The sequence below is a fragment of the Bdellovibrionales bacterium genome (genome assembly GCA_041662785.1).
Lineage (GTDB): Bacteria > Pseudomonadota > Alphaproteobacteria > UBA9219 > UBA9219 > UBA8914.
This window is the reverse complement of record JBAZRW010000011.1, coordinates 1-16,650: the sequence shown is the minus strand read 5'-3', so window position 1 is coordinate 16,650 and position 16,650 is coordinate 1. Positions and strand designations below refer to the sequence as shown.

The 16,650-nt window shown below is 50.4% G+C and carries 17 protein-coding genes and 1 tRNA gene; 7 read left to right on the top strand and 11 right to left on the bottom strand.

Features of this window, described 5'->3' with window-relative positions; genetic code table 11:
* Window positions 1-23 precede the first annotated feature (23 nt).
* On the bottom strand, window positions 24-671 hold the full coding sequence (locus WC612_07330; GenBank protein MFA6280583.1) for a hypothetical protein: 648 nt from the start codon (window positions 669-671) through the stop codon (window positions 24-26).
* A gap of 44 nt (window positions 672-715) precedes the next feature.
* Here WC612_07330 and WC612_07325 point away from each other — a divergent pair, with 44 nt between their 5' ends.
* From WC612_07325 to WC612_07305, 5 genes are all read left to right on the top strand, one after another.
* Window positions 716-916, top strand: a complete 201-nt coding sequence (locus WC612_07325) for a hypothetical protein (protein MFA6280582.1) — start codon at window positions 716-718, stop codon at window positions 914-916.
* Window positions 917-977: 61 nt separating this feature from the next.
* Window positions 978-2,402 carry a phospholipase D family protein gene (locus WC612_07320; GenBank protein ID MFA6280581.1) on the top strand — a complete coding sequence of 475 codons (1,425 nt, stop codon included), beginning with the start codon at window positions 978-980 and terminating at the stop codon, window positions 2,400-2,402.
* Window positions 2,399-2,809 (top strand): hypothetical protein, encoded by a 411-nt coding sequence (locus tag WC612_07315; protein ID MFA6280580.1) that lies wholly within the window; start codon window positions 2,399-2,401, stop codon window positions 2,807-2,809. The genes WC612_07320 and WC612_07315 overlap by 4 nt, the downstream gene beginning before the upstream one ends.
* Window positions 2,810-2,992: 183 nt before the next feature.
* Window positions 2,993-3,427 (top strand): hypothetical protein, encoded by a 435-nt coding sequence (locus WC612_07310; GenBank protein MFA6280579.1) that lies wholly within the window; start codon window positions 2,993-2,995, stop codon window positions 3,425-3,427.
* 23 nt (window positions 3,428-3,450) lie between these two features.
* On the top strand, window positions 3,451-4,419 hold the full coding sequence (locus WC612_07305; protein ID MFA6280578.1) for a hypothetical protein: 969 nt from the start codon (window positions 3,451-3,453) through the stop codon (window positions 4,417-4,419).
* A gap of 174 nt (window positions 4,420-4,593) precedes the next feature.
* Here WC612_07305 and WC612_07300 read toward each other — a convergent pair whose 3' ends face one another.
* The 10 genes from WC612_07300 to WC612_07255 form a co-directional block, all read right to left on the bottom strand.
* Window positions 4,594-5,145: a hypothetical protein gene (locus WC612_07300; protein MFA6280577.1), complete on the bottom strand. Its 552-nt coding sequence runs from the start codon at window positions 5,143-5,145 to the stop codon at window positions 4,594-4,596.
* 875 nt (window positions 5,146-6,020) lie between these two features.
* Complete coding sequence (locus tag WC612_07295) at window positions 6,021-6,242, bottom strand: AlpA family transcriptional regulator (GenBank protein ID MFA6280576.1); 222 nt, start codon at window positions 6,240-6,242, stop codon at window positions 6,021-6,023.
* Between the two features lie 69 nt (window positions 6,243-6,311).
* The gene (locus WC612_07290; protein ID MFA6280575.1) at window positions 6,312-7,013 is read right to left on the bottom strand and encodes a hypothetical protein; all 702 of its coding nucleotides are present in this window, start codon (window positions 7,011-7,013) and stop codon (window positions 6,312-6,314) included.
* A gap of 1 nt (window position 7,014) precedes the next feature.
* Window positions 7,015-8,256 carry an integrase arm-type DNA-binding domain-containing protein gene (locus WC612_07285; protein MFA6280574.1) on the bottom strand — a complete coding sequence of 414 codons (1,242 nt, stop codon included), beginning with the start codon at window positions 8,254-8,256 and terminating at the stop codon, window positions 7,015-7,017.
* 161 nt (window positions 8,257-8,417) lie between these two features.
* Window positions 8,418-8,493: transfer RNA gene (locus WC612_07280), tRNA-Phe, on the bottom strand.
* A gap of 185 nt (window positions 8,494-8,678) precedes the next feature.
* A complete protein-coding gene (locus WC612_07275) occupies window positions 8,679-9,116 on the bottom strand; it encodes a universal stress protein (GenBank protein ID MFA6280573.1) in 438 nt (145 codons plus the stop codon).
* A gap of 3 nt (window positions 9,117-9,119) precedes the next feature.
* Complete coding sequence (locus WC612_07270; protein ID MFA6280572.1) at window positions 9,120-9,848, bottom strand: TIGR02186 family protein; 729 nt, start codon at window positions 9,846-9,848, stop codon at window positions 9,120-9,122.
* Window positions 9,845-10,795 (bottom strand): sulfite exporter TauE/SafE family protein, encoded by a 951-nt coding sequence (locus tag WC612_07265; GenBank protein MFA6280571.1) that lies wholly within the window; start codon window positions 10,793-10,795, stop codon window positions 9,845-9,847. Before WC612_07265 ends, WC612_07270 begins: the two co-directional genes overlap by 4 nt.
* Window positions 10,796-10,833: 38 nt before the next feature.
* On the bottom strand, window positions 10,834-12,450 hold the full coding sequence (locus tag WC612_07260) for a glycine--tRNA ligase (GenBank protein ID MFA6280570.1): 1,617 nt from the start codon (window positions 12,448-12,450) through the stop codon (window positions 10,834-10,836).
* Between the two features lie 79 nt (window positions 12,451-12,529).
* The gene (locus tag WC612_07255) at window positions 12,530-13,240 is read right to left on the bottom strand and encodes a GGDEF domain-containing protein (protein ID MFA6280569.1); all 711 of its coding nucleotides are present in this window, start codon (window positions 13,238-13,240) and stop codon (window positions 12,530-12,532) included.
* A 241-nt stretch (window positions 13,241-13,481) separates the two neighbouring features.
* On the opposite strand from WC612_07255, the gene pflB reads away from it, so the two are divergent.
* Both pflB and pflA read left to right on the top strand, forming a co-directional pair.
* Window positions 13,482-15,755 (top strand): formate C-acetyltransferase, encoded by a 2,274-nt coding sequence (gene pflB / locus WC612_07250; protein MFA6280568.1) that lies wholly within the window; start codon window positions 13,482-13,484, stop codon window positions 15,753-15,755.
* Between the two features lie 8 nt (window positions 15,756-15,763).
* Window positions 15,764-16,501, top strand: a complete 738-nt coding sequence (pflA, locus tag WC612_07245; GenBank protein MFA6280567.1) for a pyruvate formate-lyase-activating protein — start codon at window positions 15,764-15,766, stop codon at window positions 16,499-16,501.
* Window positions 16,502-16,650: the final 149 nt, after the last annotated feature.

Here is a 16,650-nt window from a genome sequence, read left to right as displayed (position 1 = left end):
TTGAAGGTGGATGGGGATTAGGTTTATTGGTTTTGTTGTGTCAGAAGCGACGCTTTTTCCAACCTGCAATAAACGACCCAAGCTATAGGATCATCAAAACTAATTAATCGGGAATAGGCATCAATCGCATGACATTGCATTACAGTAGGATGGTCATTGGTTAACGCGCTCCGTGTATCAAGGGGGTTTTCACGCTGACGTAGCACTTGATATTCTTCCTGTAGTTTGTTGACTTTTTCCTGATCAAAAAACATTACATTAAGATATGCCTTACTAGCTTCCTCTCGACGTTTGTTTTTGAGAGAACCATTTTGTATGAGTGATTGAACAAGCCGATCATAGCTTTCTGATCCCTGACAGTAAGCTTTTAATAAATCTTTCGGAAGCGCGCTGACGTGTCTCAACGAGGCAACAAGCCCAAGACAATGACTGAGCGGGCTGCTGCTGTTGAGCGTTCTTATATATAGATTTATGTCTGTAAAAATTTGAGCCACTTGACGAAGTGTAAGTTTATAGTGATTTGCAACCAACTCAATTGTATCCGCCATAGGGTTAAGGCCATTAAGCACGCTGTTGTTGTTTTGTCCTGTTGCTACAAGCTTCCCAGTCTCTTCCAAATTAAATTGTCGATATAACGACCGCACAAACTTTCCGACAGAAGGTTCAGGCAAAGCAAACCGCCAATCGATAAACTTTCGAAGACACCTGTTCGCGCTTGGCGACCGAGCTTGCGTCCCTAACACGGCGTGAGAACCAGCTTGTTGTCGCGCAGGAGCAAAGGATCAAGTCAAGCCAAGTTCAGGCCTTCATGCTCTGGTACGGACAAGGCGACGGCGTTGAAGCTTCCGAGCTTTCCACCGTGCGCGGCGAGAAAGAAACCATCCTGAGCGTCATGGCCATCAAGAAATGTGAGTAAGGCAACACAAGGTTACCAGAGTGAACGCTCTGGCCGCAACTTCATGGGGAGATACTTGTATATGAAAGACATACTGATGTCGGCCGCATACTTGTTTGGGTTCATTTCACTTCTCGTGTTCATGCGACAAGCATGGTTATTTATCTCAAATCCTAAAAAGTTTGTAGGTTATGAAGAGCGGGAACCTTTTCTTAATGTCTGGAAACCTAGCTCTGCGAGCTTCCTAACCGAAAATGAACTTCGTGAACGAAGAATAAGGGAGATACTCAAGAAGAGTTCCGCAGTCGTAGCCCTCGGATTTTTGTTTTTTGTGTTTTTTGTCAGCACTAATGCCTTATTCTCGTGGATGCCTTGGTTTAACGAAGAAGATGGGTTTCGTGCAAGCGATTATGTTGCTGGTTTGATTTCATTAATACTGATTTGGCGCATCTTGACCGGAACGACGGATATAGCATGGGAGCGTATAGAAAACGATTTTGCGCTACGCCGCATACAGAAACTTGTGCTTCACCTTAGAGGGGTGACCAGAGGTTGTGATGAAACGGATGAATATTTTGAGCCGCAAATAGAAAAATTTAAATCAGAATTGGACGCCTTTATTAATAAGGAAAGAATTCCAAAAAGCGATCTAGCCCTATACGAAGAAATCATCGGCCTAATGCAATGCACCGTTCGGTGTTATCGAAAACAACAACAGAAAGCCATCGAAAAAGAAGTGCGGGATCAAGATCGCAAAATACAAAACGAGGAAAAAGCAAAAAAAGCTCAACCGGATAAAGCGATGGAAGAAGAAAAATGGGTGCTAACTTATAATCAAAAGACGACCCGCCCATCTGTTTCGAAAGAGTTCGATATATCCTCTCTTTCTGTTCAAGAGGAAGTGGTTATCGATGTTTCGTTTAATTGCCCGGTCAACCTTATATTAGACATCATAATGCGTCTTTTTCTTTCTTTATTTCTTCTCTTTCTTTCAGCTGACTTCTCTTATGCTGATGAGAAACTGCACAACCATGCCTTCTCTCCACGTCAGGGCGCGACGGAGCTTGTGGTCAAGACGATTGGTGAGGCCGAGCAATCCGTGTGTGTCGCGGCTTATTCCTTCACGTCAGAACCCATCGCGCAAGCGTTGATCGACGCGCATGGCAAGGGCGTGGATGTTACAGTTGTTTTGGATAAGAGCCAGCGCAAGCAAAAACGAAGCCTGTACCATCGCCTGAAAGACAGCGGCATCCCGACGCGCATCAACGATAACTATGCCATCATGCACAATAAGTTTATGGTGATCGACGAGAAGGTCTTGCAGCTTGGCAGTTTCAACTACACAAAGGCCGCTGAGAAACGGAATGCCGAAAACGTCCTCGTCGTACGCCGTAACAAAAAGGTGATCCGCAGTTATGCCGACCAGTGCCGCAAGCTTTGGGACGAGGCTGACCAAGAGGACGGCGCGACACAGGCCACAATGCCATACCCAACAGGGGGAAAATGACCTCGCCCCTCTTGATCGTCCCCGCCGGAGCTTTGGCTAAGGCCTTGCTCCCAGCGATGCCACGGCGCAAGTGCCGGACGCACAGACCCGTGCCAGTGATCCTCGCCTATGAGAGGCTCACCCAGAACCTAATCGTAGCAGAGGCTGCACACAGCCGCTTCCTGAACACAATCAGGCTCGACACGGCTGGACACTGGCCGCAGGAGGTCACGGTAGATGGCGTCCTGCTCGCGCGGCTCTTGGCGACCTTCCAGCCCGACGCCGTGGTCACGCTGGCCTATGATGACGCCTCCCTAATCCTTAGATGCGGTGGGAGCTGTGTGCGGTTCAACAGGATCGGCAACGCGCGCCAGAGCCACAATAAAAACAAGTCACGTTATCATACGATTTATTGCCGTTTCCCTTAACCTCTTAACTTTACAGACATTTCCAATTCGCATTAACGATCTGTTAACTAATTGATATGCTTGCATTTTTCTATTACTTTCGCCGTTTTCGGGTTATGATACGCGCACAGGATTTGATGTGCCGCGCAGCGGTGAAACTATAAGCAACCACGAAACCATTTGTATAACTTATTGGAGAGCCATATGATTACATCAGTCGCGTTAAACCGCATCACCGATTTTCTTCCCGCTCTTAATTTTGGGAAGCTATGGAGTTCTCTAGGAGTGAAGAAGCCATCACGCCCAGCAACAGCTCAGCAACGAGCAAACCGTTTCCACTGGGTAACTGTGGATGGCAAGACGCCTGTGCGCCCTGACGACCTCATGGGCTACGTTTATGTAACCCCCGATAATAAAGCGATTTACTGGGACGATATGGGCGACAAGGGGGCTTCCAACGCCCGATATATTCAAACAACTCCCGAAAAACTGTTTTCTGGAAAAAAAGACACCCCAGCAACTTACGAAGCCACACGAGATCGCGGCGATGTCATCAGCTTTGAAGACAGGAAACAACTTCTCAGCGACTATTACGGCGACCAAAAAGGCATGGCCTTTCTCGCCAACACACTCGGCTAATCGTCTTTATCAGGAGAACGACTATGCCGCGTGTTTGGGTACTTCCCGAAGACATTATCGCTGACGTTGACGCCATGGCGAACAGGCTTAAAGACAAAGCCTTTCCGCACAACGGACGTTTGCATTATTATTCAGGCCCAAGCCGTGAAGTCTGGGGCTTGATAGCTGGTGGTTTTCAAGAGAAAAATTATCCGCGTGGGCTTATTTGGGCAAAAGAACATGGAGCAATGACCATCGATGATAGTCCCATTGGCAAATTCCTAAACACATACAGAAAGCGCGGAACCTTTAATTATTTTAAGGCTAACCCGCTTTTCGTCACAAGAGGTGAAAAAGCGGCAGCTGGTTTATTGCCGTGGAGCCATGCCTCTCGTCTGCTTTCCCTTTCAGCGTTTGGCCAGGTTACAACAACCGTGACGGGGGCAAGCCGTGAAGGTGTATATTATACGGTGGAAGCACCCAACACTTTGGCTCCAACCTATCATGGCCTCTCTGCAACAGAGTTTCTGGCAGCACTTTCATCGCCGCGCCCAAAACAGGTGGATGCCATCAATTTGATCCCGTTTGGAGACATCCTCAACGCCTACAAGAGCAAGGACATTGAGGCCGCCCATACGATGATCCAGCTTGGTGAAATCCGTATGGCCTTGCATGAGGCATTGGAAACGTCGAAGCCAGACGCAATCAAAACTGCTTTAAAGATGGCGTCAAAGGAAGTCTTGCGCTCTCCTGCCGAGGCTTACAAATATTTCCTTGAAAGCCGTGAACGCTTTTTGGTTGACCGCGCACTACAAATGCCCAGCACGAACGCCTCCAAGCAATTTATGAAAAAGCAGACGCCAGATGTTCGCGGGAAACACCGTGAGGAAAAGCTTGACCAATTCACCTCAAAGGTTCTGCTGTTGATCGAAACAGAGATCGCGCTCATGCCCCCTGCGTCGCGCCCTGATTTTATCGTTCCGGCCTATGTCAAAACCCGTGCGCCGCGCTGATCCCCCATCTTTCATATCTGTAAAATAGAGCCACACCCGCCATTTTATGATCCAAAGTCCGTGACGGCAGCCAAACAGATGTCACAAGCAATTGATTATATGGACTGTGCGCTTCTGCGCCCACAAAAAGGTACCGGAATAAATACCATTTCGTGCTTGGAACACCCATTTTAATCACAGACACATACCGATAAGGTTTTCAAGGTACCCACCCCACCCTCGGTTATAAACCGCGTCAGCCTTATCATAAATCCGCCAGTACGTTTTCCAGTGCATCCCCTTCGGCTTCAACGGATCGTCAGGGTCTTGTAGACCACCAATCCTATCCATTAGCCTTTCATTCCGTATCAGCGCGCGCCCTTTGGGTTGTTCCATTTGCGTTTGATAACAAAACCCGCCGCAGCGACGGCAAAGAAAACGCCCGCCTGATGACATGTAGAGGACGCCAGCGCGACGATGGCAGCACGGGCATACAAACCAAGGCCGCTGGCCTCCGAAGTGACAGGGCGTGAAGGTCATGTGAACATGGTAGTCAACCCGCTTGCCGTCATACACATGAAGCAATCTGATTGTCGCGGAGTTTTTGAGAACCACAGCAACACATCCCACCAGCTTATCGTTGCGCGTCCAAGAAAGATAATGCCAAGACTGCTCTTTGAAAACGCCAAACTTGATAAGACGGCTCATGTTAAGGTCTATCGTGCCTTCGCATATCGGCTTGCTCATTTTCACCCCCCCAAAGTTATCGAAATCATTAGTCAATTTTTTCATGCTGTTTGGGCAAAAACGCTCCGCCATGGTGATGGCGGTCGAACAGGCTCGGCGGGTTGAACCGCCTCGGCCCCAAGAGGGGCAAACCTGCGTTCGACCGACTTCGACAAATGTTTTTGAGGCACGTCTGAAAAGAGGTTTTGCGAGAAAGGGGCGCTTTTTGCAGCCTTGTGACTAAATTGTTAGCCACAGGCTCAATCTGCTCGTGCTTTTCAAACAAACCGCTTATCATAATCATCACTCCTATATTTCAGACATTTCTTCGTTTTTTTGGAAGCGCTTAAACCATCTCTACGTGCGCGCATTTGAAAGACATAAAAACATTAGTCAGAACTCAATTGAGAGATGGTGGAGGACATAGCTCGACCAGCCTCGGCAGTTAGCCAAGGCTGGAGCCGACCACCCAACTACCAACTCAACCGAGCCGACGTCGTTTGGACCCTATGGTCATAATCGAGTGCCACAGGTTGGATGCTGCTTTACGTCCATGCTCGTTCATGTCGTCGCGCAGGGCCTCATCCTTACACTCTGCCCTTCTTCTTTGCGCGAGCCTCACAGTAGAAGAAATCCACCTTGATGCTGCCAGTCTGTTATCCCGACCATCAAGGCCAACCCTTTATCGCTTCCCTGTCCTTTCTGGGCCCGTGCAAAAGGTTTGAAGCACATCGATAACGACGGGCAACATGACCAAAGGAAAGCTGAACCCTTTCTCCGTACGGCGATGCCCACGAAGAACATCGTCCGCCATAACATTCAAATAAACGTGCGGTTTGCCACGGAGACTGCCTTCTCTGACAACCAACTGTTCTGTGTTTGTGATTGGGATGGGTTTAGAAGGCAGAGACATTGTGGCCTCCGGCTGCTCTTTCCTTGGCGTTAGCCTTGTTCACGCGTGAGGCTATCCAAGACTGTACATCGCCTTCGATCCAACCTACACTGCGCGTGGAAATTTCAACTTGCCTTGGAAACTGACGGCCTTTGATCATCGCGTAGATGCTTGAACGACTAAGCCCCGTAAGCTCCTTGACCTTTGGTAATCTGATAATTTTCATACGCCCTCCTTGTATAGAATTTGAGGGCGTATTGTGGCTTCCCTAGTCCTATCTAGGTATCCCCGACGATTATGGGGAACCTTTATCTGGGGTATCATATTGGATTATGATTTCATCTTTTTGTTCCCTATAAATGAAATAGGCTTCTGACATCTTTGTTGAAACATAAAGCAATTTCTCTGTCAGAGTTACCTTATCGAGTAGCTCTCTAGCGCAGAGAAACGCTTGAGGAAATGGAAGCTTTTTAGCTTTTCTGTACTGCTCTTGAAGAATTATTGCGCCGTCTTTCTGACTTCGTGTCCCCTTCTTCCGTTGAATAGTCTTCTCAAGAAACCCTTTCCACGGTTCATCACAGCTCAGATGATCACACGCATTGGTCTCACTTTTACACCCTCCGTTGAGTATTTTTAGCTGCACTACACAAAACAAAAGGGTAGAAAGTTCGGGTGACCACACGGATGGTCTCCCTTTCTTTTTCTCAAAAACAATTTTGAAGCCGGGAATGAAGTCATGCATCAGTTTTAAAGTAAGCACATCATTCGTTGCTTCTCTCGTTGTAATATTATAATGCTCCATGAGCAGGTGGTATTTCTCATTTAACTCGTTGTTTATTTGGTTCACCCACGCAGCTTCCCTTGCTTCAAATAGAGATTTTTCATCATTTCCATCCCAGTCAATATCTTTTGACAGAACGATTGGCTCTCTCAGTCGAGACGGCAAAGACATGATTTTTTGAGCAAGTCCTTTTTCAAGCTCATTTAACTCCGTCATCTCACCCTGCCTTTCTAAAATCGCTGATTATGATATTTTTGCCCTGAGCCAGCACGTCGATATGGTTTGCCCAATGCTGCATCATTTTCTCGCGTTGATCTAGATACTCTGCGCGGTCATAGGCGCGACCGAGCGGATCGGCTGGGGCATGGGCAAGCTGGCGGTCTACAACCTCGTGAGGGTAGCCCAGACGCTCTTTTAGGGCAGTCATAGCCATGGCGCGGAAACCATGGACTGTTGTCTGCTCCTTGAAGCCCATGCGCCGGATGCCGCCCAGCATCGTGGCGTTAGACATAGCGCGTCGGGGGTCGCTGACGTGCGGGAAGACCCAATCGAACTCATGCCCCTCCTTTGCGTTATAGGGATTTGCCTCACGCAACTGCTTCAAAATGGCGATGGCCTGATCAGATAGGGAGACGACATGCTCACGGCGCATTTTCATCCGCTCGGCGGGAATGACCCATAGCTTGGCTTCCAAATCAAACTCACGCCACCGGGCGTTGACAAGCTCCCCTGTCCGCACAAATGTCAGAAGCATGAGCTTTAACGACAAGCGCGTTTGAAGCATAAGACGAGCGTCATTCTTTTCAAGCTTTTCAAGAAGGCTTGGCAGCTCCTTATAAGCAAGCGCACGATAATGCCCCTTCTTGTACGGACGCAGGAGGCTTTTAATCTCAGCCGCCGGATTGCGATCCGCACGCTCCGTTGCAATCGCAAAACAGAATATCTGGTTGGCATATTGCTGAACGCGCCGAGCCATTTCGTTTGCGCCGCGATCTTGGATGGCCTGAATATGTTTGTGAAGAAGCCGAGGGGTGATTTCAGCCAAGGGCAGTCCACCTATCAACGGTAACAGCTCTTTCTCAAGCCTGTGCAAAATGTCTCCGGCATGGCCTTCCGACCAGCGCGGTTTGTTGTGCTCGTGCCAAATCTTTGCAACGGCCTCAAATGTATTCTCCGTGCTATCTTTGGCAGCTTGACGTGTTTTCCGCCGCAACTGTGCCGGATCGATACCTTCACGGATTAAGCGACGTGTCTCCATGGTGCGGTCGCGCGCTTCGGCAAGTGTCACTTCGGGAAAAACGCCGTAGGCGATTATTCTCGGCTGCGCAGCGAAGCTGTAACGATGCCGCCAATATTTTTTGCCATTCGGTTTGATGAGAAGAAACAGGCCATAGGTATCACCAAGTTTATAGGCTCTGTCTTTTGATTTTGCGTTTTTGCAGTCTACAATCGTTAACATTCGGTACCCTCCTTTGTTGAAGAAGTTTGAGTACCCGAATTAGTACCTATTTTATTCCGGCTCGTCTCAGCGCGGACAGGATGTCAGTGGATAAAGACTATCGCAAGAACAATGAGTTATCATTGCACTTGGAAGTCCTCGGACATGGCTGGATATAAAAATGGTGCCTGGGGACGGAATTGAACCGCCGACACGGGGATTTTCAATCCCCTGCTCTACCAACTGAGCTACCCAGGCTTGCACCTCATCGCTTGTCCCCAGAAGGGGGTTCAGCGCGTTTGAGGCTCCGCTTATAACCAGATATCACCCTGTAGACAATAGATAAAAACGATTATTTCACGTCCTTTATCACATTTTTTGTGCCCTAACGCCTTGTGAATGCTGGAAACAAAGAAGCGCTGCTCCTTAATTCTACCCTGCCCCTATTTCTCTGGCACGATGATGAGCGGGAGGGGGAGGTTGCTTAAGCTTTTCTCCCCGACCATATCGGCAATCAGATGGCTTTGCGTCGTCCCCTTGGGACCCGCCCCCAGAACAAGCGCCGTCACGCCGGATGTTTGAGATAGATAATCGGCTAAGACCGCGCGGCGGCCCCCTTTGCGGTACACGCAAACGGGTTTTTGGCCCGTAATTTCCTCAACCTTTTTTTCGTTGGCAACCATTTTGCGACGCGCCGCATCAAAGGCCTCATCATCCAAGGCGCGTTCGACGCCACCCCATGCCTCGATCCCTTCGGGTTCGACAATGCACAATATGGTGACGGTTGCTTGCGCCGCCTTGGCGGCGTGGCTGGCAAAATGCAAGGCGGCTTGAAAGGCCGCGCTTTCATCCTCAACCACGAGGTAGGTTTTCTCTGTCATGGGCTAGGTCGCCTTTCTGAAAAGAGTCGCAGCAAAGCCGCCAATCAAAAGAACAAGCGCGATGGCCAGCGCCGCATAAAGCGCGGGCTGCCTTACGGACAGATTGCGGATCATGCTGGCCAAGCCTATGGGCGCGATTTTAAAGGTCGTGACGCGGCTGGCTGTGATGACGCCATTTTTGATCTCATAAATAGTGGCTTTATAAGCCCCTACTGGCACATTAGGCGGTAGGTTGATATCAGCGCGAAACAGTTTCTTGTCGCGGATTTTGACGCCGTCGGGCATTTCTAGGTATAGTCCTTTGGCAAGGCGGTTTTTTAAAAGCCCCTGCCCCGCCACGCTATCAAGCGGCAATGAATTCAGCCCCAGTCCGCGCAAAGTTAAAGCCTCAGGCTTCATCATATCCGTCAAAGGGCGCGAGGACAGCACCGCATAGAAACTGGGGACAGGCTCAATCAATTGGGGTTCATCATTCACCCAAATCCCAAGTTTTTTAACTTTGGCGCGGATCAGCGCTTTGGCGGGCGGCCCTTCAAACACCACCACAATATCTGATTTAGCCGATGTCAACGCCCCAAAAACCATCATATGCGCGCCATCGAAATCTTCGGTAACGGGAATAAAATCTTCCGCTAAATCGGCCAGTGCCTCTGGTGCGGCGCTGAGCGGCTGCGAAAAAATCAAAAGGAAGAACAAAGAAAAAAGCATGGGCAGCGCGGCGCGTTTTGTCATGACAGCACCGTGACATCAATCGAGAAAAGCGTTTTGGGCATAAAGGTCAAATCTTTGAGCAAAATGACCGCGACAAATAAAATCAGCAGCGCCATAAGGAAACGGGCGACTTCGGAAGACAGGCGCGACGATAAACGCGCCCCCAAAGGAACGCCCAAAACGCTGCCCATCAGCAACATGATTGCCAACAACACATCAACGGTATGATTTGAAAGACACTGCATAACCGTCGCCAGCGCCGATGTAAAAATAATCTGCACCAAAGACGTGCCGTTCACCAAGCGAGGCGGCATCTTTAAAATATAAATCATGGCCGGAACCATAACGAAGCCACCGACGCCCAGCATTGAAACAAGAACCCCCGCCAGCACGCCCAAACCAAGCGGCAAAAGAAGGCTGACGCGCAGGTTTGAGACAGGAAAACTCATGGCAAAAGGAGACTGCGCCCCCCAACCTTCAACCCTCTCTTTCTTGAGGGTGGCGGCTTCAGTTTGCGCGGCGCGGGGCGCGGCGCGTGAACGCTCCCCCTTGCGCATAAGGCGCGGGGCGCTTTCCCACAGCATCAACAGACCGACCACAGATAAAAGCGAGACATAACAAATGGCGATAAAAAGATTGATCTGCCCGATTTGTTTGAGCCATTTAAAAGCCTGTACGCCAATCGTCGTGCCGATAATACTGCCGACCATCAGGATAAAGGCCATTTGGAAATCGACATTCCGTTTGCGCCAGTGCGCCAACGCTCCCGATAAGCTGGTTCCCACTTGCTGGTTGGCTTGAGATGCCACAGCGATCGCCGCCGGAACGCCCATAAAGGTCAGAAACGGCGTCATCAAAAAACCGCCGCCGATACCAAACAAACCGGATAAAAAACCGACAACAACGCCAACGCCCATCAAAACAAAGATGTTCATCGACATTTCAGCTATGGGAAGATAGATATCCATCAATCGTCCTTAGAGGAGCCATCCGGAAAGGATGGGCCTTATGAAGAAGCCAGTTTGGCAGCAACGTACGCCCGCACTTTGTCCAGTGCCACGCGTTCTTGCGTTGCGGTGTCGCGGTCGCGGATCGTGACGGCCTGATCCTTCAGCGTCTCGCCATCCACCGTGATACAGAACGGCGTTCCCGCCTCATCCATGCGGGCATAGCGTTTGCCGATGGATTGCTTGGCATCATACTGGCACGTGTAAGTCTGGCGCAAATCCATATAGAGCTTTTCGGCAACTTCCGGCATGCCGTCCTTGTTGACCAGCGGGAAGATGCCCAGCTTGATCGGCGCGAGGCTTGGCTTAATCTTCAGCCATTCTGGCGAGGCGCGGCTTTCGTCGTACTGATAGCCCTCTGCCAAAAGCAGCAGAACGCCGCGCGTCAGGCCGCTAGCAGGTTCAACCACATGCGGAACATAGCGGCGCTTAGCTTCCTGATCGATGTAGTCAAGGTTCGTCTTGCTGAACTCGGCATGCTGCTTCAAATCGTAATCGGTGCGATACGCCACGCCTTCCAACTCGCCAAAGTTAGGCGCGGTGAACGGCCAGCGATATTCGATGTCCGTCGTGCCTTTGGAATAGTGCGCGACTTCGTTTTCGGGGATGACGTGACCGAACAGGTTTTCCTTACGACAGCCGACGCTTTCCCACCAGCGCATACGCTCCGCCACCCAGAACTCGTACCACATCATGCCGTCTTCAGGAGGACAGAAGAACTCCATCTCCATTTGCTCAAACTCGCGCGCGCGGAAAATGAAGTTACGCGGTGTGACCTCGTTGCGGAAGGACTTGCCGATCTGCGCGACGCCGAACGGCGGACGCACGCGTGAGGAGTCCATAATGTTCTTGTATTGCAGAAAGATGCCCTGCGCCGTTTCGGGGCGGAGATAGACTTTGCTGGCTTCGTCGCGCACGACGCCCGTATGCGTTTCAAACATCAGGTTAAACATGCGCGGCTCGGTCAAATCACCACCGCATTCGGGGCAAGGTGTTTGAAGACCCGTAACATTCTTTTGCTCGGTTGCCACATGAGCCAGCAAATCCGCAATGCTAATTTCGTGAATGATTTTGCCTTGTGCGGCTTCAGCCAGCCATGACAATGTCACTTCAGGATTTCTGACAAGCGCTAGACCTGGCGCAACCTTACGGCCTTTTGTGCGCGCCCAGTTCAGCGCTTTTGCGCCATCGAATATGATGAATTGCTCTGAATTGGCAGGCTCAAACGCTTCTACAAAAGACTGAACCCATTCCGACTCGCGCAGCATGTCGCCGACATGATCCGCGCGGAAAAGTTTTTTGCATTTCCGACACGTCTGCATTGGATCCGCGAACCCGCCGACGTGGCCTGAGGCCTCCCACGTTCTGGGATGCTGAATGATCGAGCTATCAAGGCCGACAATAGAAAGGGGCTTGCCATCGGGGCCAAGGGGCGGACACTCGACCATGTCGTGCCACCACTGATCGCGCAAATTGTTCTTAAGCTGGCAACCCAGAGGGCCGAAATCCCAAAAACCGTTGAGGCCGCCATAAATCTCGGACGCCTGAAAGATAAAACCACGGCGCTTGGCAAGGGAAACAATACGGCTCATCAACGAGGTTTCGGGCTGCGACATAATAGAACTATTCCTGTGGGGTTAGAATGGGATACGCCCCACCCTACCACGGCTTTTAGGAACAGTAAATCAGGCTTTTTCAAGCTGTTGGGGCAAACCCACTGGGCCGGTTTCTGCGGATAAAGAAAAGGGACTCGCTTGGACAGTCAAGAGCGTTCAAATCATATCCCACGCCATTTCGACCTGTTTCTTTAACGCGGTACATAAGCTTGTCGGCAGGTTTTACCAGAGCCTCAAATGTGGTTGCCTCGGAGGCGGGGATAACAGACAAGCCAACGCTGACCGTTATGGGAATGGTTTTATTCGTTTGGGAATTGTGATAGGGCGTATTCTCAATCTTTTCCCTTAAACGCTCGCCAAAATGGCGCAGGTCTTCCAAAATATCCCATGATGTTTTCTTGCTGTCGGCCTGAATCTTAAGGAGCACGCCCATCTCCTCACCACCCCAACGAAAGGAGGGTTCGTCCTTGCGCGCTACATGCTGGATAATGCTCGCAACATGCTCAAGGACACGATCTCCAATGTCATGGCCATGCGTGTCGTTGACCTTCTTAAAATAGTCAATATCCAACAAAGCTACACCGATATAGTGCGGAATACCGGTGCGGTTGTTCGCGCTTACGACATGAGTAAATTCTTCTTCCATGCCATGGCGATTATAAAGACCTGTTAATTGGTCTTTGACGGCCAAGGCGCGATAGCGCGCCAGTTCCTTACTGGTTTGTTGATAAAGGGCCAGTAATTGATCATGTGATAAATCTTGGGGGTTAGTCACTTCAGTAAGGTGCATTATTGTCATCCGCATAATGTTGTGCAAAACGTGCCATATTCTACTCTAAAAACCATGAAAGTAATTGTAAAAAAAGACGACGGGACGATTACATCGTAATCATTTGACAAAAAATCCAATTCTATTGCGTCGCAGCAACGAATTATATGATTTTGCAGTGTATTTTAATTGCTTCTATGGTTAATTTTCTCTACGTAGAGGCGATCATTCAAGCGGGACTAAAAAACTGTTAGGAATTGCCATGAACGCACCATCCCTTTATGCTCCAAACGTTCAGACGAAAGACAAAATGATGCCCCTAGCCCCGTTTAAGCAGGCCCGTTGGCAAGATCAAATCGACGTGCGCGATTTTATCCAGACCAATTTTACACCCTATGAAGACGATGAGGGCTTTCTGGCCGCGCCGACCATGTGCACTAAGGCATTGTGGCAGCAGGTTTTGATCCTGATGAAGGCGGAGGCAGAAAAAGGCGGCACGCTGGATATGGACACCAGCGTTGTGGCCAGCATTACGTCACATCCGGCGGGCTATATTGATCGCACACTAGAGAAAATTGTTGGGGTTCAAACCGAAAAACCGTTGAAACGCGCCTTGATGCCCTTTGGCGGCATTCGCGTGGCCGAGGACGCTCTTAAAGCTTATGGCTATGAGATTGCGCCCGAAGTGCATGATATATTCACCAAGTATCGCAAGACGCATAACGAAGGTGTGTTCAACGCCTATACTCCCGCGATCAAAAAAGCGCGCAAGGCAGGCATCGTCACGGGTCTGCCCGATGGTTACGGGCGTGGGCGCATTATTGGCGATTATCGCCGTGTGGCGCTGTACGGCACGACGCGCCTGATCGAAGACCGCCGCGAGCAAATGGCGTTTTACGACAATACGATCAACGAAACGACAATCCGTGAGCGCGAGGAAATTGCCGAACAGATTAAGGCCCTGCGTGAGCTTGAAATTATGGCCAAATCCTACGGCTTTGACATCACACGCGCGGCTGAAACCGCGCAAGAAGCTGTGCAATGGCTATACTTTGCCTATCTGGCTGCCGTGAAAGAGCAGAATGGCGCGGCCATGTCGCTTGGTCGTATCTCCACCTTCCTTGATATTTATTTTGAGCGCGATCTAGAGGCTGGTATCCTTGACGAAGTTGAAGCGCAAGAAATCGTCGATCACTTCGTGATGAAGCTGCGCATGGTGCGCTTTGCCCGCACGCCTGATTATAACGCGCTGTTCTCTGGCGACCCGACATGGGTGACGGAGTGCCTTGGCGGCGTTGGTGAGGATGGTCGACCTCTTGTCACCAAAACGGCGTTCCGCTTCTTGCATACGCTTACGAACCTTGGCCCCGCGCCAGAGCCGAACCTTACCGTTCTGTGGACAGAGCAATTGCCCAAGGCGTTTAAGGATTACTGCTCAAAAACCTCTATCGCGACCAGCTCAATCCAGTATGAAAACGACGATCTTATGCGTCCCTATTGGGGCGATGATTACGGCATTGCGTGCTGCGTATCGGCCATGCGTATCGGCAAGCAGATGCAGTTTTTTGGCGCACGCGCCAATCTTGGCAAGGCGTTGCTCTATGCCATCAACGGTGGCCGCGACGAAGTGAGCGGCGAGCAAGTTGCTCCTGCCTTTCCCGCCATGACGGGCGACGTTTTGGATTATGCCGACGTGTCGGCCAAGCTGGACGCCATGATGGATTGGCTGTCGGGCGTTTACATGGACGCGCTGAACATCATCCACTATATGCACGACAAATACTGCTATGAGCGCATCGAGATGGCTTTGCATGATCGCGAGATTTTGCGCACGATGGCTTGCGGCATTGCGGGTCTTTCTGTGGTGGCGGATTCCCTCTCGGCTATCAAGCACGCCAAGGTATCGGTTGTGCGCGATGAGCGCGGCCTTGCTGTCGATTTCAAGACCGAGGGCGAGTATCCCCAGTATGGCAACAACGATGATCGCGTGGACAGCATTGCGGTTGAATTGGTCGAGTCCTTTATGGCCAAGCTTCGCGCCAAAAAAACGTATCGCGACGCCACGCCGACGCTGTCGGTTTTGACCATCACCTCAAACGTTGTGTACGGCAAAAAGACCGGTAACACCCCCGATGGCCGCAAGGCTGGTGAGCCGTTTGCTCCGGGCGCGAACCCGATGCACGGACGCGATAAAAAGGGCGCTTTGGCTTCGCTGATTTCTGTTTCCAAATTGCCTTATAAGGATTCACAAGACGGCATTTCGAACACGTTCTCGATTGTGCCAGAGGCTTTGGGTAAAACCGTTAGTGACCGTGTGAACAATCTGACGGGGCTTTTGGACGGCTATTGTGGACGCTGCGCCCACCATATGAACGTCAACGTTTTTTCTCGTGAGACGCTGATGGATGCGATGGAGCATCCGGAGCTTTACCCGCAGCTAACCATCCGCGTATCGGGCTATGCCGTCAACTTTGTCAAGCTGACGCGTGAGCAGCAGATGGATGTTGTCAACCGCACCTTCCATAAGGCGATGTAAAACGCGCCATGCTTAAATCCTATGAAGGTTATGTGCACTCTGTTGAAACGGCGGGTACTGTTGATGGACCCGGTATGCGCTTTGTCGCCTTTCTGGCGGGCTGTCCCATGCGTTGCCTATATTGCCACAATCCCGATACACGCCACCTCAAACACGGGAAGCTCACGCAGGCCGCCGACCTGATTGCTGAAATCGCTCAGTATAAGGATTTCCTTCAAAAAACTGGCGGCGGCGTTACCATCACGGGCGGTGAGCCTTTATTCCAGCATGCGTTTGTGACGGAAGTTTTCAAAGGATGTAAAGAACTTGGTCTTCACACGGCGCTTGATACGTCGGGGTACATTGGCAAAATCGTCAAGCAGGCTTTGTTGGATGTGACTGATCTGGTTCTGCTGGACATCAAGTCTTTTGATCCCGATACTTACGCCAAAGTGACGGGCCGTAAGCTGGAGCCGACGTTGGACTTCGCCCGCCTTTTGGCCGCGCAGCGCAAGCCGATGTGGGTGCGCTGCGTGATCGTGCCGAACCTGACGGATGATCTGGATGTTTTATCGCGCCTCGCGGATTTTCTAGCTGCCCTTGGCAATGTCGAAAAAGTGGAGGTATTGCCCTTCCACAAAATGGGGGAAGTTAAGTGGCAACAGCTAGGTTTGCCCTATACGCTTTCCGAAACGCAGCCACCCTCTCCCGATCTGATCCGCGCCATCCACGCTCTTTTTAAAAAGCGCGGCTTATCAGTTTTATAATACCAGCGCGCGTTTGAATTAACGGCATAATGATCAAAAAGGTGTGGGTAGATTTCGTATAAGTTTATGATAGATTTGAGGAAAAGGGAGTTTTTGAAGGTGTCACAACAAAAACTGTCCGAAGTGTGGATGTTTTTCGATCTATCGAG